The 21,629-nt window shown below is 64.1% G+C and carries 18 protein-coding genes, 1 tRNA gene and 3 pseudogenes; 11 read left to right on the top strand and 11 right to left on the bottom strand.

All coding sequences use genetic code 11. The features are described from left to right. Nucleotides 1–41: 41 nt before the first annotated feature. Nucleotides 42–494 carry an AMP-binding enzyme gene (locus ACQVLG_RS04210; protein WP_474295538.1) on the bottom strand — a complete coding sequence of 151 codons (453 nt, stop codon included), beginning with the start codon at nucleotides 492–494 and terminating at the stop codon, nucleotides 42–44. A gap of 45 nt (nucleotides 495–539) precedes the next feature. Further along, nucleotides 540–1,720 (bottom strand): annotated as a pseudogene (locus ACQVLG_RS04215) (AMP-binding protein); the annotation flags it as partial. A 132-nt stretch (nucleotides 1,721–1,852) separates the two neighbouring features. Between ACQVLG_RS04215 and ACQVLG_RS04220 the strand changes: the two are divergent. Together ACQVLG_RS04220 and ACQVLG_RS04225 are read left to right on the top strand one after the other, a co-directional pair. Beyond that, complete coding sequence (locus tag ACQVLG_RS04220; RefSeq protein WP_474292980.1) at nucleotides 1,853–4,216, top strand: DNA polymerase II; 2,364 nt, start codon at nucleotides 1,853–1,855, stop codon at nucleotides 4,214–4,216. Nucleotides 4,217–4,480: 264 nt separating this feature from the next. After that, complete coding sequence (locus ACQVLG_RS04225) at nucleotides 4,481–5,797, top strand: enoyl ACP reductase FabMG family protein (RefSeq protein ID WP_436541339.1); 1,317 nt, start codon at nucleotides 4,481–4,483, stop codon at nucleotides 5,795–5,797. Nucleotides 5,798–5,876: 79 nt separating this feature from the next. Here ACQVLG_RS04225 and ACQVLG_RS04230 read toward each other — a convergent pair whose 3' ends face one another. Beyond that, complete coding sequence (locus ACQVLG_RS04230) at nucleotides 5,877–6,647, bottom strand: SDR family oxidoreductase (protein WP_474292983.1); 771 nt, start codon at nucleotides 6,645–6,647, stop codon at nucleotides 5,877–5,879. Nucleotides 6,648–6,821: 174 nt separating this feature from the next. Between ACQVLG_RS04230 and ACQVLG_RS04235 the strand changes: the two genes are divergently transcribed. Then, nucleotides 6,822–6,908: transfer RNA gene (locus ACQVLG_RS04235), tRNA-Leu, on the top strand. 332 nt (nucleotides 6,909–7,240) lie between these two features. On the opposite strand, the pseudogene ACQVLG_RS04240 reads toward ACQVLG_RS04235, so the two are convergent. After that, nucleotides 7,241–7,485, bottom strand: a pseudogene (locus ACQVLG_RS04240) (hypothetical protein). 275 nt (nucleotides 7,486–7,760) lie between these two features. Between ACQVLG_RS04240 and ACQVLG_RS04245 the strand changes: the two are divergent. After that, nucleotides 7,761–9,161 (top strand): aminotransferase-like domain-containing protein, encoded by a 1,401-nt coding sequence (locus ACQVLG_RS04245; RefSeq protein ID WP_230539029.1) that lies wholly within the window; start codon nucleotides 7,761–7,763, stop codon nucleotides 9,159–9,161. A 171-nt stretch (nucleotides 9,162–9,332) separates the two neighbouring features. Here the strand turns inward: ACQVLG_RS04245 and ACQVLG_RS04250 are convergent, their stop codons facing one another. Further along, the gene (locus tag ACQVLG_RS04250; RefSeq protein WP_474292985.1) at nucleotides 9,333–9,725 is read right to left on the bottom strand and encodes an Imm10 family immunity protein; all 393 of its coding nucleotides are present in this window, start codon (nucleotides 9,723–9,725) and stop codon (nucleotides 9,333–9,335) included. Between the two features lie 147 nt (nucleotides 9,726–9,872). Between ACQVLG_RS04250 and ACQVLG_RS04255 the strand changes: the two genes are divergently transcribed. From ACQVLG_RS04255 to ACQVLG_RS04265, 3 genes are all read left to right on the top strand, one after another. Next, the gene (locus ACQVLG_RS04255) at nucleotides 9,873–10,289 is read left to right on the top strand and encodes a GNAT family N-acetyltransferase (RefSeq protein ID WP_474292987.1); all 417 of its coding nucleotides are present in this window, start codon (nucleotides 9,873–9,875) and stop codon (nucleotides 10,287–10,289) included. Between the two features lie 7 nt (nucleotides 10,290–10,296). Beyond that, on the top strand, nucleotides 10,297–11,043 hold the full coding sequence (locus ACQVLG_RS04260) for a M56 family metallopeptidase (protein ID WP_474292989.1): 747 nt from the start codon (nucleotides 10,297–10,299) through the stop codon (nucleotides 11,041–11,043). A gap of 64 nt (nucleotides 11,044–11,107) precedes the next feature. Next, nucleotides 11,108–11,608, top strand: a complete 501-nt coding sequence (locus tag ACQVLG_RS04265) for a hypothetical protein (protein ID WP_230539031.1) — start codon at nucleotides 11,108–11,110, stop codon at nucleotides 11,606–11,608. 6 nt (nucleotides 11,609–11,614) lie between these two features. On the opposite strand, the gene ACQVLG_RS04270 is transcribed toward ACQVLG_RS04265, so the two are convergent. After that, the gene (locus tag ACQVLG_RS04270) at nucleotides 11,615–12,424 is read right to left on the bottom strand and encodes a class I SAM-dependent methyltransferase (protein ID WP_474292991.1); all 810 of its coding nucleotides are present in this window, start codon (nucleotides 12,422–12,424) and stop codon (nucleotides 11,615–11,617) included. Nucleotides 12,425–12,794: 370 nt separating this feature from the next. Between ACQVLG_RS04270 and ACQVLG_RS04275 the strand changes: the two genes are divergently transcribed. After that, complete coding sequence (locus ACQVLG_RS04275) at nucleotides 12,795–13,631, top strand: universal stress protein (protein ID WP_230539033.1); 837 nt, start codon at nucleotides 12,795–12,797, stop codon at nucleotides 13,629–13,631. A gap of 69 nt (nucleotides 13,632–13,700) precedes the next feature. Next, the gene (locus ACQVLG_RS04280) at nucleotides 13,701–14,573 is read left to right on the top strand and encodes a hypothetical protein (protein WP_474292993.1); all 873 of its coding nucleotides are present in this window, start codon (nucleotides 13,701–13,703) and stop codon (nucleotides 14,571–14,573) included. A gap of 52 nt (nucleotides 14,574–14,625) precedes the next feature. On the opposite strand, the gene ACQVLG_RS04285 is transcribed toward ACQVLG_RS04280, so the two are convergent. The 4 genes from ACQVLG_RS04285 to ACQVLG_RS04300 form a co-directional block, all read right to left on the bottom strand. Then, complete coding sequence (locus ACQVLG_RS04285) at nucleotides 14,626–16,944, bottom strand: NADP-dependent malic enzyme (protein ID WP_474292994.1); 2,319 nt, start codon at nucleotides 16,942–16,944, stop codon at nucleotides 14,626–14,628. 193 nt (nucleotides 16,945–17,137) lie between these two features. Next, nucleotides 17,138–17,497 (bottom strand): hypothetical protein, encoded by a 360-nt coding sequence (locus ACQVLG_RS04290; RefSeq protein WP_474292996.1) that lies wholly within the window; start codon nucleotides 17,495–17,497, stop codon nucleotides 17,138–17,140. Beyond that, nucleotides 17,490–18,083, bottom strand: coding sequence for an SMI1/KNR4 family protein (locus ACQVLG_RS04295; RefSeq protein WP_474292998.1), 594 nt, complete (start codon nucleotides 18,081–18,083; stop codon nucleotides 17,490–17,492). Before ACQVLG_RS04295 ends, ACQVLG_RS04290 begins: the two co-directional genes overlap by 8 nt. A gap of 39 nt (nucleotides 18,084–18,122) precedes the next feature. Continuing rightward, nucleotides 18,123–19,310, bottom strand: a complete 1,188-nt coding sequence (locus tag ACQVLG_RS04300; RefSeq protein WP_474293000.1) for an MFS transporter — start codon at nucleotides 19,308–19,310, stop codon at nucleotides 18,123–18,125. A 121-nt stretch (nucleotides 19,311–19,431) separates the two neighbouring features. Between ACQVLG_RS04300 and ACQVLG_RS04305 the strand changes: the two genes are divergently transcribed. After that, complete coding sequence (locus ACQVLG_RS04305; RefSeq protein WP_474293002.1) at nucleotides 19,432–19,953, top strand: MarR family winged helix-turn-helix transcriptional regulator; 522 nt, start codon at nucleotides 19,432–19,434, stop codon at nucleotides 19,951–19,953. Here the strand turns inward: ACQVLG_RS04305 and ACQVLG_RS04310 are convergent. Beyond that, nucleotides 19,950–20,555: a hypothetical protein gene (locus ACQVLG_RS04310; protein ID WP_474293004.1), complete on the bottom strand. Its 606-nt coding sequence runs from the start codon at nucleotides 20,553–20,555 to the stop codon at nucleotides 19,950–19,952. The genes ACQVLG_RS04305 and ACQVLG_RS04310 overlap by 4 nt on opposite strands. An 89-nt stretch (nucleotides 20,556–20,644) precedes the next feature. Between ACQVLG_RS04310 and thiL the strand changes: the two are divergent. After that, nucleotides 20,645–21,624: pseudogene (gene thiL / locus ACQVLG_RS04315) on the top strand (thiamine-phosphate kinase). Nucleotides 21,625–21,629 lie beyond the last annotated feature (5 nt).

Below are 21,629 nucleotides of genomic sequence, written 5' to 3' on the forward strand. Positions count from 1 at the left end.
GCGCGAGCGTCCCGGTGTTTTTTTATGCGCGGGCGAAAGACTTAGTCCCCGCTCAGCCCCAGATCCGTCGCCACCTGCTGGCGCAACAGGTATTTCTGGATCTTGCCCGTCACCGTCATGGGGAATTCCTCGACGAAACGCACATAGCGGGGAATCTTGTAATAGGCGATCTGCCCGTCGCAAAAGGCGCGGATATCCTCGCTGGTGGCCTGCGTGCCCGGGCGCAAGATGATGCAGGCGCACAATTCTTCGCCATACTTGGCATCGGGCACGCCCACGCATTGCACGTCGAGCACGCTCGGGTGGCGGTACAGGAATTCCTCAACTTCGCGCGGGTAGATGTTTTCGCCGCCGCGTATCACCATATCCTTCGAGCGGCCCACAATACTGCAAAAACCGTTGTCGTCGATCACGGCCAGGTCGCCCGTGTGCATCCAGCGCGCCGCGTCGATGGCTTCGGCTGTTTTTTCCGGGTCGCCCCAGTAGCCCTGCATCACGGAATAGCCGCGCGTGAGCAATTCGCCCTTCTCGCCGCGCGGCACGATGCGGCCTTCCGCATCGACAATCTTGACTTCCAGGTGCGGGTGGACGCGGCCGATGGACGACACGCGCATCTCGCGCGGGTCTTCGATCGACGTCTGGAAGCTGACGGGTGACGTTTCCGTCATGCCATACGCAATCGTGATTTCCGCCATGTGCATCAATTCGATGACCCGCGTCATGACTTCCATCGGGCAGGGCGAGCCGGCCATGATGCCGGTGCGCAAATTCGACAGATCGTATTGCTTGAAATCAGGATGGTCGAGGATGGCGATGAACATGGTCGGCACGCCATGCAGCCCCGTGCAGCGCTCGGCCTGCACCGTTTCCAGCACGGCTTTCGGATCAAACCCTTCGCCGGGAAACACCATGGCCGCGCCGTGCGTGACGCAGGCCAGGTTGCCCAGCACCATGCCGAAACAGTGGTACAGGGGCACGGGGATGCACAAGCGGTCCTGTTCGGTCAGGCGCATGGCTTCGCCGATGAAAAAGCCGTTATTCAGGATATTGTGATGCGTCAAAGTGGCGCCTTTCGGCGCACCCGTGGTGCCGGAAGTGAACTGAATGTTGACGGCATCGTCAAACTGCAAGGTAGCGCTCACTTCTTCCAGGCGCGCCAGGTCGGCATCCGTGATGCCATCCATCAGGGCGTCGAAGCTGTGCATGCCCGGCGTGGCGGCCGCGCCCAGGCGGATGACGTGGCGCAATTGCGGCAGGCGCGGCGATTGCAGGGCGCCGGCGCGCGAACGGGCGATTTCCGGCACCACGTCCTGCACGATGGCCAGGTAATCGCTGGACTTGAAGCTGGGCGACAGGATCAGCGCGCTGCATTGCACCTTGTCGAGCACGTATTCGAGTTCCGAGGCCGGTAGGCGGGGTTGATGTTGACCATGATCAAACCGGCTTTCGCCGTGGCAAACTGCGTCAGCACCCATTCCGCGCAATTCTGCGACCAGATGCCGACCCGGTCGCCCGGCTGCAAGCCCAGTTTCAACAGGCCGGCGGCCAGGCGGTGTACGCGCTGCTGGAATTCCAGATACGTCCAGCGCACGTTCTGGTGCGCCACGATCAGGGCGTCGTGCTGGCCATAGCGGGCGGCGATACCGTCCAGGTAGGCGCCTATCGTTTCGCCGATCAACGGCGTCTCGTGGGCGCCGTGTACATAACTCATTACTTGCATGCTGTCTCCGGGGTGGGTGGCGCGCTGCGCTCTTGTTATCGTCTTCGATGCAGAAAATTATAGCCGCAACCGCCCCCGCCCTGCATCAGCTTGCTGTAATGTGCAGGCCAGCACACCAGACACTCACGCACCATGACAGGCAACGCGCAGCACCCGCCCGAACAGGGCTTTATCTTGACCCGCCACTGGCGCGACACGCGCGATGGCACGGAGGTCGATTTCTGGCTGGCAACGGATGCCGGGCCCCGCCATGTGCGCCTGCCCGTGCAGACGGCCGTCGCCTTTATCCCCATGGAGCAGCAGGAACAGGCGCAACAGCTGCTGCGCGGCGAGCGCCATGCCGAGCTGCGGCCCCTGTCGCTGTGCGATTTTCACCACCGTCCCGTGCTGGGGCTGTACTGCAAGCAATACCGGCATTTGCTGAAACTGGAAAAGCAGCTGCGCGCACACGGCGTCGACGTGTACGAAGCGGACATCCGCCCGCCCGAGCGCTACCTGATGGAGCGCTTTATTACGGCGCCGGTGACATTCAGCGGAGAAACACTGCAGGAAGTGCAGTTGAAACCGGCCCCAGGCTACCGCCCCACATTAAAACTGGCATCGCTCGATATCGAGACGACGGCGCATGGCGAGCTGTATTCGCTGGCCCTGGAAGGCTGCGGCCAGCGCCAGGTCTACATGCTGGGGCCGCCAAACGGCGGCGACGAGCTACTCGACTTCGACCTCGCATACTGCGACACGCGCGCGCAGATCCTCGAACGCCTGAACACGTGGATGGAAACGCACGATCCGGACGCCATCATCGGCTGGAACCTGGTGCAGTTCGACTTGCGCGTGCTCAAGGAACATGCTGAGCGTTATCAAGTGCCCTTGCGGCTGGGCCGCGGCGGCGCCGTGATGGAATGGCGCGAGCATGGCGGCAAGCAGGAGCATTACTTTGCCGCCGCCGCCGGACGCCTGATCATCGACGGCATCGAAGCCTTGCGCTCGGCGACGTGGAATTTTTCGTCGTTCAGCCTGGAAAACGTGGCGCAGACCCTGCTGGGCGAAGGCAAGTCCATCGACAACCCCTACCAGCGCATGGCCGAGATCGACCGGCGTTTCCGCGAGGATAAACCTGCGCTGGCCCGCTACAACCTCAAGGATTGCGAGCTGGTCACGCGCATCTTCGCCAAGACCGAGCTGCTGACCTTCTTGCTGGAACGGGCCAGCGTGACGGGCCTGGCGGCCGACCGCAGCGGCGGCTCCGTGGCCGCCTTCGAACATTTGTATTTGCCGCTGATGCACCGGCAGGGCTATGTGGCGCCCAACCTGGGCGACGTCTCCGGCGACAACAGCCCCGGCGGCTTCGTCATGGATTCGCAGTCGGGCCTGTACGATTCCGTGCTCGTGCTCGACTATAAAAGCCTGTACCCATCCATCATCCGCACTTTCCTGATCGACCCCGTGGGCCTGGTGGTGGGCACCAGCGGCGACGAAGCCGACACCGTGCCCGGCTACCGGGGCGCGCAGTTTTCCCGTGTAAAACATTGCCTGCCGGCCATCGTGGAACAGGTGTGGCAGGGCCGCGAGGCGGCCAAGCGCGAACGCAACGCACCGCTGTCGCAAGCGTTAAAAATCATCATGAACGCGTTTTACGGCGTGCTGGGCTCCAGCGGCTGCCGCTTTTTCGATCCGCGCCTGGCTTCGTCGATCACCTTGCGCGGCCACGACATCATGCACCGCACGCGCGAGCTGATCACCGCACAGGGTTACCAGGTGATCTATGGCGACACGGATTCCACGTTTGTCTGGCTGAAAACGGCGCATAGCGACGAAGAAGCGGGCAAGATCGGCCGCGCCCTGGTGGCGCACGTGAACGCCTGGTGGGATGCACATCTGCGCGAGGAATTCGGTCTGGACAATGCGCTGGAGCTGGAATTCGAGACGCATTACCGGCGTTTCCTGATGCCCACCATCCGCGGCTCGGAAGAAGGCAGCAAGAAGCGCTACGCGGGCCTCGTCGGCAAGCCCGACGGCAGCGAGGAGATGGTCTACAAGGGCCTGGAAACCGTGCGCAGCGACTGGACGCCGCTGGCGCAGCAATTCCAGCAAGAGCTGTACCGGCGCATCTTCCAGCGCGCCGCCTACCAGGACTACGTGCGCGACTACGTGGCGCGCACGGTGCGCGGCGAATGCGACGCTTTATTGGTCTACCGCAAGCGATTGCGCCGCCCGCTCGACGATTACCAGCGCAACGTGCCGCCCCACGTGCGCGCGGCGCGCACGGCCGACGCCTACAACCTGGCGCAGGGACGGCCGCTGCAATACCAGAACGGCGGCTGGATCAGCTATGTCATCACGGTGGCGGGGCCGGAACCGCTGGAAACGCAGCGCTCGCCCATCGACTACCAGCATTACCTGACGCGCCAGTTGCAGCCCGTGGCCGACGCGATACTGCCCTTCCTGGGCGACGATTTTTCGCGCCTGGTCTCGGGGCAGCAGGATTTGTTTTAGGTCAATTTTTCTGACCAGCATGGCCAAGCTGGGGTAATATCGGCGCCTGCCGGGCCAGTCCGCGGGCGCTGTGCGCCGCGGCAGCGTAAAATACGCCATGGCGAAAGAATAAGAGCTCCACCGCAGAAGAAGATGCCATTCCAGACGAGAATCGTTCGCAAGAAGATTTTTACGGCTGAAATGGCGCATAATTTACAACTATGTTGAACCTGCAGGCAGCGCGTTTAGCCGTCTGCCCTGCTAATTTTTGAATGAATTGACACCATGACCGAGATCACGTCCCTGAGAGACATCCCGCAAAAAAATATCTTCCGCAAGGGCGACACCTTTGTGCTGTTCGGCGAGCTGTTCGGCCGCGGCTATGTGAATGGCTTGCTGGACGAAGCGCGCAAGGCGGGCATGAATATCGTCGGCATGACGGTCGGCCGCCGCGATGAAAACATGGCGCTGCGTCCGCTGAACGCGGAAGAGCTGGCCGAAGCCGAAGCCAACCTGGGCGGGCGCATCATCAATGTGCCGCTGATGGCCGGTTTCGACCTCGACGCGCCGGCCGGCGAACCGACGCCGACGGCCCTGCTGGCCGACATGACCCTGAAAAGCTGGCAGGAAGACAAGCTGGACTGGGCGCAGATCGAACGCTGCCGCGAAGCCGGCATCGCCCGCTTCAGCGCTTCCGTGGCAAAAGCCATGGCCGAGCTGGACAGCCTGATTCCTGACGGCAGCAATGTGTATTTCGCCCACACCATGGCTGGCGGCATTCCGAAGGTCAAGGTCTTCCTGGCCATCGCCAACCGCATCTACAAAGGCCGCGGCGAGCGCTTCATGTCTTCGCGCGCCCTGCTCGACAGCGACCTGGGTAAATTGATCCTGATGAACTTCGACGAAGTCACGGCCAACACCCTGCAACACCTGATCGACGGCAGCGCCGCCATCCGCGCCCGCATCGAGCAAACGGGCGGCCAGGTGCGCTACAGCGCCTACGGCTACCACGGCACCGAGATCTTGATCGACGGTAAGTACCAGTGGCAAACCTACAGCAACTACACGCAAGGCCTGGCCAAGATGCGCCTGGAAAACGTGGCCAAGGCCGCGTGGGAAAAAGGCATCAAGGCGACCGTCTTCAATTGCCCGGAAATCCGCACGAATTCGTCCGACATTTTCGTCGGCGTGGAACTGTCGCTGTTCCCCCTGCTCGACGCGCTGAAAAAAGAAGGCGGCGGCGCCTGGGCCGAAGAGCAGTGGAAAATCTGCCAGGGCTTGCTGGAAGACGGCGTGTCGCTGCAAGACTTGCTCGACCGTATCGCCGCCTACAACGGCGACGCCACCAGCGTGCAGTTCCGCAACTTCGCCGCCTGGCCGATGGACAACACGCCAGAGCTGGCCGACGTCATGATCGGCACCTCGGACGACATCACCAAGCTGCACAAGGACCGCAAGGAACTGATCACCGACCACCTGAGCTCGCTGGTGCTGGAAGGCACGGGTCCGCTGATGTTCCACACCATGTCGGAACCGCCAGCGCCCGTCGTCTGGCTCAACCACGACATCATCGCGCGCCAGCTGAACTCGGTTCACAACTGAGCTTGATGTAGCGTAAGGTAAGCTGCAAGACACCGACGGCCCGGCTCATCCCCGGGCCGTCGGCGTTTCTGCGCATGCCTTATGCGCGCACGACGGACACGCCGCCATCGGCCAGCAGCGCCGTGCCGGTGGTAAAGCTCGATGCATCGGACGCCAGGTACAGCGCCGAGCGGGCGATCTCGTCCGGCGTAGCCAGGCGTTTTAACGCATGCAAGCCCGCCACGAAGGCCAGCGCTTCGGGCGTGGCGGCCACCGCGCGCCCCATGGGCGTATCCGTGCCGCCCGGCAACAGGGCGTTTACACGCACGCCGGCCGCGCCATACTCGGCCGCCAGGGCCTTCGTCAAGCCGATCACGCCCGCCTTGCTGGCCGCATACGCGGCCATGCCGGCCATGCCCAGCGTATGGCCGACAAACGTGGAGGTGAAGATCAGCGAGCCGCCGCCGCGCGCCGCCATGGCGGGCAGCTGGTATTTGGCCGCCAGGAAGGCACTGGTGAGATTGGTGTCGATCGCCGCTTGCCAGTCTTCCAGCGCCAGCTCCGGCGTGGGCCCCATGGGCCCCAGGCTGCCCGCATTGTTAAAAGCGATATCGAGGCCGCCAAAGCGTTGCAGCGCCAGCGCCAGCGCCACGGCCCCTTGCGCGCACGCGGCGTCGGCCACATCGCCCACGCAGGCCACGGCCTGCGCGCCGCCGTCCGCCAGCTGCGCCACCAGCGCCTCAAGTTCCTTCCGCCGCCGCGCCACCAGTACCAGCCGCGCGCCCTCGCCCGCGAACAGGCGCGCCGCCGCGTGGCCGATGCCCGAGCTGGCGCCCGTGATGATGACGACCTTATTTTCCAGTTGCAACATTTGCTTCCCCTTCAAGTGGTTGAAAGGGAAAAGATAGGCCGGCAAGCCGGGCGCGGCACTCCGCTTCTTGCGCTGGAATCGGCATCGTCACAGATTCGCCAGGCTTGGGCAAAACGCACGCCAAGCATAAAACTTGCCAGATTGTGACAAATCAGTGATAATGCGTCTCGCGTTGCCGGGATGGCGGAATAGGTAGACGCACGGGACTCAAAATCCCGCGCTGGAAACAGCGTGCCGGTTCGATTCCGGCTCCCGGCACCACAGAACATATCAAAGAAGTACCGATCAAGCCATTAAATCCAATAAAATCAAGGATTTAGTGGCTTTTTTCTTGCCTGATCAAGCCGATCACTCCCGATTAAACCCGATAAGAACGGATGGGCGTTACGCCATGAAACGCTCAGGGGACTGGTGCGCGGAAATTGCCGTACTCGCGTTCGAACGCTGGCGTGATCAAGTCTCCGCGCGCAAAGAAACGCCCGCTCAACTCAAAGCCAGCGGCAATTTGCCCATGCCCTGAGCAAGGGCCATGAAGCACATCAAGGCAATGCCTGATGGCATGCCGATGCGGCCCTGGCCGCATCGGCATGCCATCAAAGGAAGGTCATTTCCAGACCGGCCATCCTGACGACGAAGAAGGTGACGATCCCCAAGGCCAGCAGCAATAGCATGAAGACTGCGACCACCTTGCCGCTTGCGCGCAGCACCGCGCGGTTCTGCTTCGCCTTATCCTTGTCCTTCTTCCCTTGATCGTAATGCCACTTGATGCGAAGAACATGCCCGTGCAGAGCACGAAAGCCTTGAAGGTAACGAAGACTATAGGAGTCCAATCGATCATTTTGCGTATTTCCAGTCTATTACTTGACACTATCTATCGCGGGGAGCACTGCCTCAACACGCCGCTTCAGCAGCTGCTGCTCAAACCATCCCCCCGGCATTCCCGGTTTGAGTCTTTCATTATATCCAGCTATGAAATAACCATGGCATCTTGCCCATTGATTTGCCGAATGCAAAGGAGAGAGGAGAAAACGTCAGCAACTGCCATGCAAGGATGGTGCTGCTGTACGTTCTGATGCATACTACCTGAAAACAATTTCCATACATTGAGACAAAATGTCCCAGTTAAAAACCATACAAGATGAACATTTGACTATCTGGATGCCCCGCCTGGCCGGGAACAAAGGGCCACGTTTTTTGCAGATTGCGGATGCCTTGCAAGCGGCGCTGGCAGTCGGATCGGTGAAGCCGGGCGACCGCCTGCCTACGCAGCGCCAGCTGGCGGCACAGCTGGACGTCGACCTGACGACGATCACGCGCGCCTACGACGAAGCCAGACGCCGCAACTTGCTCGAGGGCCGCGGCGCCCGCGGCACTTATGCCGCGGCGCCGAAAGTCGAATTGACCGCCATCCTCGACCTGAGCATGAATACCCCGCCACCGCCGGATGGCGTGGACTTCGACGACATGTTGAAACAAGGTTTGTCGCAAGTATTGATGAGGTCAGACAATGAATTGCTGATGACTTATCACCTGGGCGGGGGAAGCGACTCCGACCGCAAGGCTGGCGCCACGTGGCTGGCACCGATGTTCGGAGATCTGGATGCTCGGCAGGTTGTCGTGTGTCCGGGTGCGCAAGCGGCGATCGCCGCATTGATCCTTGCGCTGACGGAGCCTGGCGAGGTCATCCTGACCGAGCCAATCAGTTATCCCGGCTTGCGTACCGCAGCGACCCAATTCGGCCGGCACCTCATTGCCGTCGAAGCGGACAAGCACGGGATGCTGCCCCAGATGCTGGAGGAAGCGTGCCGCCGGCACAAGCCCGGGCTGGTCTACCTCAATCCGACCTTGCACAACCCGACCGCCATCACCATGCCGGAACACCGGCGCAAGGAGCTCGCCAGCGTCGCGCAGCGCTGCAATGTACGCATCGTCGAGGACGATCCCTACTGGCTCCTTGCCGAGGCCCCACCGCCGCCGATTGCCACGTTTGCCCCGGAACAGGTGGTCTACATCTCCACCCTGTCGAAATGCCTGACGCCCGGCTTGCGTGTCGCCTTCGTGCTGCTACGCGACCCGTTCGAGCGCGAACGCTTCCTGGTCGCGCTACGATCCTTTGCGCTGATGGTCGCGCCTCTGACGGCCGCACTGGCCACGCAGTGGATACTCGACGGTTCGGCTGACGGCTTGATGGAAGGCGTACGCAAGGAGGCGCGCCTGCGCCACCGGATGGCGCGCGATATCCTGGCGGGGCGCTACAGCGGCGCGGAAGACGGCCTGCATGTATGGATCGAGTTGCCGGCGTACTGGAACTCCTCGCAGCTGGCGCATGCCGCCGCCAGCTCCGGCATCGCCGTCACGCCGGCGGAGGCATTCGCCACCGGCGGCGCATCCGTGAATGCCATTCGGATTTCCCTGGGCAGCATCAAGGACCGTGGCCGCCTGCAGGCGGGTCTGCAACGACTGTCCCATCTGCTAGCGCGGCGGCCCGAGTCGTTCAGCGCCGCCGTGGTGTAACTGACCAGGAAACACGGCGAGAAAGCCACGCCAGCCGCCGGCGACGATGCGCACCGAGTGCACGCCGAGGCACAGCAGCAAACCGGGTATCAGCACCGTCATCGTCCACTCCTCCAGTCAATGCCCGCTACCGGGCATGGCCGACGCCATGGCCGGCGTCGTGCGCGCAGATCAACGCTCCTCGCGGTAGTAATCGCAGCCCTCGAACGTGGTGCGCAGCGCCTGCTGCAGCTGGGCGTAGCGCTCGGGCGTCAGGTTGAAACGCACGTCGATCTGGCCGTCGTCATCCATCTGCATGGCGGCCTCGGCATCCATCTGCACGGACAGGCGGTTCGGATGCAGGATCACGGCGTGCATGTGGCCATACCACGCAAATTCCTGGCCGCAGTATTCGATATACGGCTCGTCCATGCCCGTGGCCACGTCCTGCTCGTCGTATTCGTCGGCGCGCTGCAGCATCAGGTAGACGGGCTCGCCTTTGCCGGCTGGCGCGGCCAGGGTGGTGATCAGGGCGTCGTCTTCATGGATGACGGACAATTCGGTGGCGGTAAATCCTGCGGACATGGCATGCTTTCAACAATTCTAGGGATGGCGCCACGATAGCGCAAAAGCGCCGCGCACGACATAGGGCGCGGCGAATAAAGCGTGCCGCCCCCAACCGCGCTGGCCGCCTATAATGGCCATTCCATCCATATTGCACAGGAGAACGCCTTGTCCGCAGCATCGTCCTACACCACCCGCCTGGCCATCCCCGCCATCGCCACCTACCAGCAGCTGCGCGTTGCCGCCGGGCTGAGCGCGAAAAGCACGGAGGCGGCGGCCAAGGGCTTGCCGAATTCCCTGTTCGCCGTGCAAGTGCTGCTCGGCGACACGGTGGTCGGCATGGGCAGGGTCATCGGCGATGGCGGCTGTTTTTACCAGGTGGTCGATATCGCCGTGCTGCCGGCTCACCAGGGCAAGGGCCTGGGCAAGCTGATCATGCGCGAAATCCGCCAGTTCATCGACAGCGACGTGCCGGACAGCGCCTACGTCAGCCTGATCGCCGATGGCCAGGCGCAAGACCTGTACGCGCAGTTCGGTTTCCAGCATACGGCGCCCGCCTCCGTCGGCATGGCGCTGAAGCGCTAGGCGCCCGATGCCTGCCTGGCTGCTGTGCAGCATGGCGCTGGCGCTGCTGCTGGCGGCCGGCGCCTGGCGCGCCGAGCCTATGCTGCAGCGGCGCGGGCGCGCGACACGCTGGCTGTGGCTGGCGGCCATCGCCGCGTCCGCCATCGTGCCCCTGGCGTGGCTGCCCGGCGTGCTGAAGGCCATGCCGGCGGAGCAGGCGCAGCTGAAACTGGGCTGGTTTATGGTGTCTGCAGGCATGCTGACGCTGCTGGCGCTGCGCAGCGTCTGGCTGCTGTCGCACCAGCGGCGCTGGCAAAAAACATCGCTGCTGGGCACGCCCGTGTACTTGAGCGGCGGCATCGGCCCCTGCGTGGCAGGCTTGCTGCGCCCCCGCATCGTGATGCCCGTCTGGCTGCAACTGATTCCTCCCCAGCAACAGGCGCTGCTGCTGGCGCACGAGCAATGCCGGCTGGCCGCGCGCGACCCGCAGCTGCTGGCCCTGGCCTACGCCTTGATCCTGATCATGCCGTGGAACCTGCCCCTGTGGTGGCAGCTGCACCGGCTGCGCTTTGCCATCGAGGTCGATTGCGACGCGCGCATGCTGGCGCACGGCCACGCGCTGCGCGACTACGCCACCGTCCTGCTCCGGCACGGCCAGTACTATTCGGGCTTGACGGGCGCCTCGCCCATCGTGCTGAACGACCCGCGCGCACTGCGCCGGCGGCGCCGCCTGATGGCCAGATTTACCCGGAACCAGGCGGCGAACTTGCTATAGTAGCGGCAACGCCGCGCAATGCGCCCGCGCCACCGGCTTCCCCTTCAGAAATCAGAGAGATACCATGCTTTACCTGCTTGCCATCGTGATCGTCATCGCCCTGCTGTACTACGTCTTCAGCGGCCGCACACCCGTCAAACCGCTGCACAAGCCGCTCGTCTCCGTGCGCCAGTACGTGCCGGCGATCCCTGCCGGCGCACCGGCGCACCACTGGAGCGATGAGGGGCGCTTTGCGTCGGAAGTGGAAAACGAAGCGATGTACCAGCCCGCCATCGCCAGGCTGGCCGGCGAGCACGGTCCCGGCAACGCGGAAGAAAAATGCCTGGCCCTGCTCGTCTGCGACGATGCCAACCCGTTCCAGGACAAGGCCATCGCCGTCTTCATCGATGGCCAGCTGGTCGGCTACCTGTCGCACAACGACGCGTTGCGCCTGCGCCGCAACCTGGGCCGCATGGATCTGGTGGGCCAGCTGACCTCGTGCGACGCCGTCATCCGCGGCGGCGGCCTGTGGAATGGCAAGCGCCTGTCGTACGCCGTCTGGCTGGACTTGCAGCCGTACAACTAATGACCGCTATGCCGCGCGCGCCAGCCTGACGGCCCGCGTGGCAATAAAGCTGGGCAGATACTTTTCAATTTCAAAGCGCGGGTGGGGATGCATTTCCTCGTGGTAACCCGCCAGCATGAAACCCGCCGCCAGCTGGCCGCCGATCTGGCTGTCCAGGCCATGGCCGAAGACCAGCGCCTCGCCCTTCTCCATGCGCGCCGCCAGCGCATCGGCATCCATATCCTCCACATCCGAATACGGCAGCACGAAACGGGGGCGTATCAAGCCCTGCTGTGCCCATTGCGGATCGCGGTCGCCGATGAAGACGGCCGGATTGAAGAAACTGCTCAGCAACACACCGCCATCGGCCAGCACGCGCGCGGATTCGCGCCACACGGGGGCGATATCGGGCACGTACTGGTTCGACACGGGGTGGATGATGACATCGAAGCTGGCGTCGGCAAAGCGGGCCAGGTCGCGCATGTCGCCCTGGACGGTGTCCAGTTGCAAGCCGTCGCGTTCAGCCACCATACGGTCTTGCGCGAGCTGCTGTTCAGACAGGTCGAAGACGGTGACGTGCGCGCCGGCGGCGGCCAGCACGGGCGCCTGCTGCCCGCCGGCGCCGGCCAGGCACAGGATGCGCTTGCCGCGCACCTCGCCCAGCCAGCCGGCCGGCAAGGGGCCGGGCGTCAGATGGATTTGCCACTGCCCGGCACGGGCCGCGGCGATGGTGGCGCTGTCGACGGGCTGCGACCAGGGACTGTTGCGTGCAGCCTGCGCATCCCAGGCTTGCTGATTGTGCTGCAAGAAGTTGTTACCGTGATTACCTAAAGGCATCGTCATCCTTTCAGAAAAACAGGATGCGAATGTAGCATGACTCCAGGCAAGGCGCCGAGAAGTGAACTCCCGCCACGGCCAGCGTTGTTGCGTCACACAAGGAAGTGCCGGACAGATGGCGCCGGCGCCGTTGCAGACCACTGGAAGGGCAAGGAGTTCAAGGCCATTATGGCTGGTGGCGGACCCGGCATTTTGATGCACATCAAACACCTCGCAATTTCCTGGCGGCGGCCTTGCGAAAGGTCATGGCCCGTGTTTTTTTGACCCACGTCAAGCGCCGCATAAGAAAACCGCCGTCCAGCACGGCAATGCTGGACTTGCCCGTGTTGCCGTTCTAGCCTTGTTGCCATCCTGACTAGCGAATGACACCATGGCCTACAAATCCATCCTCGTCCACGCCGACCTGTCGCGCCATGCGCCGCAGCGCATCGCCATCGCGGCGCGGCTGGCGCACGCGCACCAGGCGCACCTGATCGGCGCCGCCATGACGGGCATGTCGCGCTTTACCCTGCAAAACAACCGCGGCATGCGCGGCAGCGCCGTGGCAGCGCAGATCAATGCCCTGCACGGCCAGGCGGAGCAGGCGCTGGACCAGTTCGAAACGCTGGCGCGCCAGGCCGGCGCCGTCTCGCTGGAACGGCGCCTGATCGAAGACGATGAAGATGGCGGCATGGCCGTCAGCGCCCGCTACAGCGACCTGACGGTGCTCAGCCAGCACGACGCCAGCGAGGCGCTGCCCGGCGCCATGAGCGACCTGGTGCCCTACGTGATGCTGAACGCGGCCCGTCCCGTGCTGATCGTGCCGCACAGCGGTCAATTCGCGCAAGTGGACAACACGGTCGTGGTGGCCTGGGACGGCAGCATGGAAGCGACGCGCGCCATCGGCCACGCCCTGCCGCTGCTGCGCGCGGCGCGCCTTGTGGTGCTGGCCCTGCTGCACCCGCCCGCGGGCCATGCGCAACCGGCCCGCCATCCGGGCGCCGACATCGCCGCCTACCTGAGCCGCCATGGCGTGCCCGTCGAGGTACGCCAGACCGTCGCCATCGGCGACATCGGTGCGGCGCTGCTGGCCATGGCCGCCGAGGTGCATGCGGACTTGCTGGTGATGGGCGGCTACGGCCACGCCCGCTTCCGCGAAATCCTGCTGGGCGGCGTGACGGAAACCGTGCTGCGCCAGATGACCTTGCCCGTGCTGATGGCGCACTGAGGTTCCGCGCGCCACGTTCTGTTGCACAATGGCTATACTTGCCTGATTTTCCATATCAAGGCAATGTAGATGAAGCAACAACTGATCAATTGGGGCAGCGCCCTGGCGCCGTTCGGCAGCGACCTGCTGTGGACCGTCCTGCCGTGGCTGCTGCTGTATGGCGTGCTCGGCTTTGTGCTGGCGCTCGGCATCTGCCACCAGCTGGCCAAAAAATGCCTGCTGGTGCGCCGTCCGCCCGCCTGGCATGTGGCCGCCAAGCTCAGCTATGTGTTGATCCTGCTCGCGCTGCCGCTCCTCGGCAGCGGGTTTGGCGCCGTGCACAGCGTGCACCGCGTGGTCAACCAGGCCCTCGAGCGCGACCTGCAGCCCGTGGTAGAGGCACAGATGCCGGCGCTGCGCGTCTACCTGGAGCAGCAGGTCAAGCTGATCGCCCCGGGCCAGCCCATCAGCGTGCGCAGCCTGCTCGAGCCCTTCGTGCAAGGCATGTATTACCAGCCCACGTCCAGCAGCTACTGGGAACGCAGCAAGGCGCGCTGGATCAATGAATTCATCCTGCGCCGCGGCAGCGTGCTGCTGACGCAAGTGCTGCAGGAACAGCTGATCGCCAGGGTCGGCCTGCTCGGCGAAGCGCTCAAGGGCGCCAACTTCCGTGGCCAGGCGACGGGCGAGCTGGCCGCGCTGGGCACCGATCTGGCCGTGCGCCTGACCACCGACGTGGCGCGCCAGGCCGACTTCAGCAAACTCGACAAGTCAGTGCCGATGATCTTCATCATCGACGCCATCAAGCGCCAGGCCGGCGCGTATTTCAATTCGCTCAAGATCACGCTGGGCCTGTTCGCCCTGCTAACGCTGCTGCTGGTGTGGGGCGAAATCTTGCTGTACCGCCACTATTACCTGCGCCGCCAGCCGGCCGCCACGGCCCTGCCCGTGCCACCGATGTAAAAAAGCCGCGCCCCCTTGCGGATGGCGCGGCTTTCAAGCAACAGCTAAGAGCTTAGGCTTTGCGCTGCGCCACGGCGTCGACGACGCACAGGGCCGTCATGTTGACGATGCGGCGCACGGTGGCCGATGGCGTCAGAATGTGCACGGGCTTGGCGCAGCCGAGCAGGATCGGGCCGACGGCGATGCCGTTGCCGGCCGCCGTCTTCACCAGGTTGTAGGCGATGTTGGCCGACTCGATGTTCGGCATGACGAGCAGGTTGGCGTCGTTCTTCAGTGCCGAATTCGGCATGAGTTTTTGACGCAGCTTGCTGTCGAGGGCCGTATCGCCGTGCATTTCGCCGTCGATTTCCAGGTCCGGCGCGCGTTCCTTGACGATGGCCAGCGCGGCGCGCATCTTTTGCGCCGAGACGCTGTCGCTGGAACCGAAGTTCGAGTGCGACAGCAGGGCCGCGCGCGGCGACAGGCCGAAACGGGTCATTTCTTCGGCGGCCATGATGGTGATCTCGGCCAATTGGTCGGCATCCGGGTTTTCGTTGACGTGCGTGTCGACCATCACCAGCTGGCGCTCCGGCATGATCAGCACGTTCATGGCGGCGTAGACATTGCTGCCCGCGCGCTTGCCCAGCACCTGGTCGATGTATTTCAGGTGCAGCTGGGTGGTGCCGAAGGTGCCGCAGATCATGCCGTCCGCGTCGCCCTTGTGGATCATCATCGAACCGATCAGGGTGTGGCGGCGGCGCATTTCCAGTTTAGCGTATTCCTCGGTGACGCCTTTGCGGCTCGTCATGGCGTAGTACGTATTCCAGTAATCGCGATAGCGCTCGTCGAAGTCCGGATTGATGACGTCGAAGTCGACGCCTTGCTTGAGGCGCAGGCCGAACTTCTGGATGCGCGCTTCGAGCACGGGCGGACGGCCCACCAGGATGGGACGCGCCAGTTTTTCATCGACCACCACTTGCACGGCGCGCAGCACGCGCTCTTCTTCGCCTTCGGCGTAGACGATGCGTTTCAGTTCGGCCGGCGTGGATTTGGCCATCAGGAACAGCGGCTTCATGAAGGTGCCGCTGCGGTAGACGAATTGCTGCAGGCTGTCCGCGTACGCCTGCAAGTCCTTGATCGGACGCGTGGCGACGCCGGAATCCTCGGCCGCCTTGGCCACCGCTGGCGCGATCTTGATCAAGAGGCGCGGGTCGAACGGCATCGGGATCAGGTATTCAGGGCCGAACGACAGGTTGCTGATGCCATAGGTGGTGGCGACGATGTCCGACTGCTCGGCGTGCGCCAGGTCGGCGATCGCGTGCACCACGGCGATTTCCATTTCGCGCGTGATGGTGGTGGCGCCGCAATCGAGGGCGCCGCGGAAGATGTACGGGAAGCACAGCACGTTGTTGACCTGGTTCGGATAGTCCGAACGGCCCGTGGCGATGATGGCGTCGCTGCGCACGGCCTTGACTTCTTCCGGCAGGATTTCCGGATTCGGATTGGCCAGCGCCAGGATCAGCGGGTTCGGCGCCATCTTGCGCACCATGTCCTGTTTCAGCACGCCGGCGGCGGAAACGCCGAGGAAGATGTCGGCGTCCGGGATGACTTCGCCCAGGGTGCGCAGCGGCGTGTCTTGCGCGAAGCGTTCCTTGTCCGGGTCCATCAGTTCCGCGCGGCCCTTGTAGACGACGCCGGCCAGGTCGGTGACGTAGATATTTTTCAGGGGGAAGCCCAGGTCGACGATCAGGTCCAGGCAGGCCAGCGCCGCGGCGCCCGCGCCCGAGACGACCAGCTTGCAGTCCTCGATTTTCTTGCCGACGGCTTTCAGGCCGTTCAGGATGGCCGCGCCGACGATGATGGCGGTGCCGTGCTGGTCGTCATGGAAGACGGGAATCTTCATGCGGTCGCGCAGCTGGCGCTCGATGTAGAAGCACTCGGGCGCCTTGATGTCTTCCAGATTCACGCCGCCGAAGGTCGGTTCCAGCGAAGCGATGATGTCGACCAGTTTATCCGGGTCCGATTCGTTGATTTCGATGTCGAAGACGTCGATGCCGGCGAATTTCTTGAACAGCACGCCCTTGCCTTCCATCACCGGCTTGGCGGCCAGCGGGCCGATATTGCCCAGTCCCAGCACGGCCGTGCCGTTGGTGATGACGGCCACCAGGTTGCCGCGCGCCGTGTATTTATAGGCGTTCGCCGGATCGATGACGATTTCTTCGCACGGTGCCGCCACGCCTGGGGAATAGGCCAGCGCCAGGTCGCGCTGGTTGGTCAGTTGTTTGGTGGGCGTCACGCTGATTTTGCCGGGGCGCGGGCACTCGTGGTACTCGAGTGCGGCCAAGCGCAATTGTTGACGCAATTCTTCTTTTTTATCAGATGACGAATCCATGCTGTGCTGCCTTCCTGTTTGGTCGATCGGGGTGCTTCCGATTTTATCAGACCGAATCTTTCAATTAGCTAGGTATTTTCCGCTAGCCACAGTCTGATATCACGAAAACGCATAACCTAGCATTGTAAGGCCGTCCGGCGGCACAAACGTCCTCAACAGGAAAAACTATCAAATTTTAGATTTCAATTAGTTTTTATGATGACTGGCCGGGCGCGCGCCACAGCGGCAGCGCGGCGACGGCGCGCTCGAGATCGTCCATGTCGTCGTCGCCCAGGCGGGTGTCGAATGGCGCGGACAGGATGCGGCGCATCAGCGCCAAACGCGTCGTGGCTTGCTCTGCGTCGATGAAGCGCGTCGTTTCGGCGCAATACCGTGCGCGGCGCTGGGCATCGGCGCCGTCATCATCGCCGTCGGGATAATAATGGCGGCCGATGTTATTGAGCGATATCAACAAAAATTCGATCTCGCGCAGGATGCGCAGCGCATCCTCGCCGGACAGCACGATGCGGCGGTTGGCGGGCAGCAGGGAGGGCGGCGCGGCCGGACTATTCAAAATTGTCCTCGATCAGGAAGCCGTAGTCCTCATCGATCAGCATTTGCAGATAGGCATCGAAACTGTCCGCGATAACCTGGTAATTGTCGGGATCGTGCAGGAAGCGCACGACCTGTCCCACCTTGCCCGACGCCGCGGGCGTGAAATCGACATACAGCCGCGAGGAGCCGCCGTTGTTCATGCAATGCGAAAAACACAGGCGCTGGCCCTGTTTGATGCCCGCGTCGATGCGGGCGTCGACGATGCCGGGGTCGTCTTCCAGGTAATGGCCGTAAATATCCGCGATGCTGCGCTGGTTCGCTTGCCGGTCTTCCAGGATCTGTTCGACGGAACTCAGGTAATACGGGTACTCGAACACGTCCGAGCCCAGCATGTACACCAGCACCATGCCGCCCGCATATTCCTGGTAATAGGTGCCGTTGTAGTGGCCCAGCAGGCGCAGCAGGCTGTCCGGGCACAGCGGATACGCCTGGCGCAAGCTGTCCAGTTGCTCCGCGCTGGCGCCGCTGGCCAGCGCCAGTTCCGCCAGCGGCTCCGGCGGCATGGCCTGGCGCAAGCCGGTTAAATAGTGGTCGACAATGTTCATAGCCGAAATATATCAGTTGGCCGATCCGCCATGCGCACGCTAGCGCATAGCGGCCAGCCGCGCCCCCGGCGCAAAGCGCGTGGCAATCAGCAGCAACAGCACCACGCCGCCCGCCATCACCATCCACGCCTGGGCCAGGCTGGACGAATGCTGGCGGATCAACCCGGCGATGAACGGCATGCTGCTGGCGATGATGTAGCCGCCGCCCTGCACGAAACCAAGCAAGGCGCCGGCGCCGGCAGGCTCAACCACGTGATCCATGCTGACGATCAGCGACAGGGGAAACAAGGAGCCGATGCCGCAGCCGAGCAGGATCACGGCGGGAATGGCCAGTTGCGCGGGCGCCACGATCAGGCAAGCGAGGCCGGCCAGCACGGCCAGCAATACCGACAATAACAGGATGCGGCGGTCGGGAAAGCGGTGGATGACACTGGAAATGACCAGTCCCGCCAGCACTTCCACCAGGGTCAGGGCGCCCAGCAGCAAGCCGCTGTCGGCCGCGCTCCAGCCCAGTTCCGTGTAAAACGGCGGCAGCCAGGCCAGCACCAGCGTGTAGGCGCCCGTGCCGACGCCAAAGAACACCATCAGCAGCCAGGCCCGTGTGCTGCCCACGGGCAGGCGAGCGCCCGCGCCGCCGGCCACGTCCACGCGCGCGGCGGCGGCGCGGCGCCACAGCAGCGCGGCGGCCACGGCGGGCAGCGCCCACAGGGCCAGCAGCGCCTGCCAGCCCAGCGACTGCGCCAGCGGTGAAGCGGACGCGGCGGCGATGGCCGCGCCGCCCATGATGCCCGTCGTATAAAAGCCCATCAACTGGCCCGCCCGCTCGGGGAAATGGCGCTTGATGAAGGCCGGCAACAGCGCCTGCACCAGCGCGATGCCCAGGCCGCCCAGGGCCGCCGTGGCGATCAGGCCGCCGCTGCCATGCAAGGGCCAGCGCAGCGCGCAAGCGGCAGCGATGATGGCGATGCCGATACCGATGCCGCGCGCCACGCCCAGGCGGCGCTGCAGTTGCGCGCCCGCCAGCGCGCACAGGCCCATGGCGAACACGGGCACGGTGGTCAGCAAGCCCGCGTTGGCATTGCTGATGCCCGTGCTGGCCTGGATGCTGTCGAGCAAGGGACCGATGGCGGCCAGGATGGGCCGCAAATTCAGGCCCAGCAGGATGATGGCGGCCACCAGCAGGGCGGACGAGGGCAGCGGGGAAGATACGGGGCGTTCAACAGGCATGGCAGAGTTGTCCTTGCCTCGCAGGGAGGCACATGGTTTAATGCGTGACATAATCACTTGATGAAAAGTATCTTAACATAAAGATAGAAATCTATCTTATGTCGAGATACATGCCTACGCCATGACGGATACCCCGCAAGAACACACGCGCGCGCAATTTGCCGCAGCACAATGGCAGCGCGAACTGCCGCAGATGGATACCGCCGCCATGCAGCTGGTGGGCCAGCTGGGCACGGTGGCGCAGCTGATGGCGCGCGACTGGCTCAACCCGCTGTTCGCCGAACACGGCTTGCAGCCGGGCGAATTCGACGTGCTGGCGACCCTGCGCCGCTCGGGCGCGCCCTACAGCCTGACGCCGACGGCCCTGTACGAGGCGGCCATGCTGTCCTCGGGCGGCATGACCAACCGCATCGACCGGCTGGAAGCGGCCGGCCTGATCGAACGGCAGAAACACCCGACGGACCGGCGCGGCGTGCTGGTGGCCCTGACACACAGGGGCCTGGAATTGATTGAAAAACTGGTGCTGCTGCACGTGGAAAACGAACGCGCCATGCTGTCGGCACTCAGCGCGGACGAGCAGCGCCAGCTCGACCAGTTGCTGGCCAAGCTGCTGCACGGCATGGCGCAGGCGAAGAAAGGCTAGGAAAGCAGCTGCGCCAGCTCGCGCAGCGCTGCACTGCCGCGCCGGGCCAGGCGCTGCAGGTCGGCAGGATCGCGGCTGTCGTACAGGGCCTGGACATGGCCCACGCTGGCGGCGCGCAAGTCGATATCGCTGTCGCGGTCCGCAAGCTCGGCATCGGCCACATGGCCCTCGACCAGGGTCAGATAGTAATGGCGGGGCTTGCCGCGCAAATTGGCGGCAAACTGCAGCACCAGGCCGCTGTCGAACAGCAGGGCGCCGCTGCGGCCGCCCTGTTCCAGCAGCACGCGAAACGCCGGCAACGGTTGCCGCGCCGCGCGCAGGAAACCGGCCAGGTGCACCTGGTAACCGAGATCGAGTCCATTCGCGCCCAGCTGGCCGCGCTGCAGATACGCCTTGAACGACGCCAGCACGGGACGCTGGCCCCTGCGGAACAGGCGTTCGTCCTCGTACAGGCACAGCTGGCCGCCGTCGCTGATGGCGTCGAAGCCCCACGCCACCAATTCCTGCGCCTCGAAGGTGGCCAGGCCGACGGCTTGCGGGTCGCGCAGCCAGCCGTGATCGAGCCAGGATTGCAGTAAGACGTGAATATCGAGAATAGGCATGGCAAGTTGTTCGGCAGTGGCAAAGACCCGTATTGTAGGCCAGCCTATAATAGCCGGGCCACACCATCATTCAACGACCAGACTACGCCATGGCCCCACACGACGCGCTTTCCGAATTCGACCTGATCAAACACTATTTCGTGCGCCAGCGCCCCGGCCGCGCCACCCTGGGCATCGGCGACGATTGCGCGCTGATGACGCCAGCGGCCGGCAAGCAGATCGCCATCTCCTCGGACATGCTGGTCGAGGACCGGCACTTCTTTGCCGGCGCCGACGCCCGCATGCTCGGCCACAAAAGCCTGGCCGTGAACCTGTCCGACCTGGCCGCGATGGGCGCGCGCCCCGTGGCATTCACTTTGGCCCTGGCCCTGCCGCAGGCGGAGCGCGCCTGGCTGGCCGGCTTTGCCGAGGGCCTGTTTGCGCTGGCCGACGCCTTTGATTGCGAACTGATCGGCGGCGACACCACCAAGGGCTCCTTAAATATCTGCATCACCGTATTCGGCGAACTGGCGCCGGGCCAGGCCCTGCGCCGCAGCGCGGCCGTGGCGGGCGACGACATCTGGGTCAGCGGGACTGTCGGCGACGCGCGCCTGGCGCTGGCCGGCTACCGCATGGAGCACGAATTGGCGCCAGCGGACCTGCTGACGGCGGCCGCGCGCATGCACACGCCGACGCCGCGCGTGGCGCTCGGCTGCGCGCTGGCCGAAGCGGGCCTGGTGCATGCAGCCATCGATATTTCGGATGGCCTGGCGGGCGACCTGGGGCACATCTTGAAAGCGTCGCAGGTGGGTGCCACCCTCGACGTCGACGCCCTGCCGGCAGGCCCCGTGCTGGCGCGGCAAGCCACCGCCCGCGCCGCCGCTACACGGCCGCCGGCGGCGACGACTATGAGCTGTGCTTCACGGCGCCAGCGTCCTCGCGCGAGGCCATCGCCGCGCTGGCGCTCAGCTGCGGCACGCCCGTCACGCGCGTGGGCCGCATCGAGGCGCAATCAGGCTTGCGGCTGGTCGACGCGCAGGGACTGCCGCTCGATCTGCAGTTATCGTCGTTCGACCACTTCAGCGATTAACTCGG

This window comes from Janthinobacterium sp. TPC_1 (genome assembly GCF_056037845.1).

Bases quoted from the DNA above. Each gene is read 5' to 3' on its own strand.
- ACQVLG_RS04265 (WP_230539031.1), top strand. From the start codon at position 11,108: ATGCTTTACCTGCTTGCCATCGTGATCGTCATCGCCCTGCTGTACTAC.
- ACQVLG_RS04270 (WP_474292991.1), bottom strand. From the start codon at position 12,424: ATGCCTTTAGGTAATCACGGTAACAACTTCTTGCAGCACAATCAGCAA.
- ACQVLG_RS04300 (WP_474293000.1), bottom strand. From the start codon at position 19,310: ATGCCTGTTGAACGCCCCGTATCTTCCCCGCTGCCCTCGTCCGCCCTG.
- ACQVLG_RS04295 (WP_474292998.1), bottom strand. From the start codon at position 18,083: ATGAACATTGTCGACCACTATTTAACCGGCTTGCGCCAGGCCATGCCG.
- ACQVLG_RS04250 (WP_474292985.1), bottom strand. From the start codon at position 9,725: ATGTCCGCAGGATTTACCGCCACCGAATTGTCCGTCATCCATGAAGAC.
- ACQVLG_RS04210 (WP_474295538.1), bottom strand. From the start codon at position 494: ATGCAGGGCTACTGGGGCGACCCGGAAAAAACAGCCGAAGCCATCGAC.
- ACQVLG_RS04260 (WP_474292989.1), top strand. From the start codon at position 10,297: ATGCCTGCCTGGCTGCTGTGCAGCATGGCGCTGGCGCTGCTGCTGGCG.
- ACQVLG_RS04310 (WP_474293004.1), bottom strand. From the start codon at position 20,555: ATGCCTATTCTCGATATTCACGTCTTACTGCAATCCTGGCTCGATCAC.
- ACQVLG_RS04275 (WP_230539033.1), top strand. From the start codon at position 12,795: ATGGCCTACAAATCCATCCTCGTCCACGCCGACCTGTCGCGCCATGCG.
- ACQVLG_RS04285 (WP_474292994.1), bottom strand. From the start codon at position 16,944: ATGGATTCGTCATCTGATAAAAAAGAAGAATTGCGTCAACAATTGCGC.
- ACQVLG_RS04230 (WP_474292983.1), bottom strand. From the start codon at position 6,647: ATGTTGCAACTGGAAAATAAGGTCGTCATCATCACGGGCGCCAGCTCG.
- ACQVLG_RS04245 (WP_230539029.1), top strand. From the start codon at position 7,761: ATGTCCCAGTTAAAAACCATACAAGATGAACATTTGACTATCTGGATG.
- ACQVLG_RS04305 (WP_474293002.1), top strand. From the start codon at position 19,432: ATGACGGATACCCCGCAAGAACACACGCGCGCGCAATTTGCCGCAGCA.
- ACQVLG_RS04225 (WP_436541339.1), top strand. From the start codon at position 4,481: ATGACCGAGATCACGTCCCTGAGAGACATCCCGCAAAAAAATATCTTC.
- ACQVLG_RS04220 (WP_474292980.1), top strand. From the start codon at position 1,853: ATGACAGGCAACGCGCAGCACCCGCCCGAACAGGGCTTTATCTTGACC.
- ACQVLG_RS04280 (WP_474292993.1), top strand. From the start codon at position 13,701: ATGAAGCAACAACTGATCAATTGGGGCAGCGCCCTGGCGCCGTTCGGC.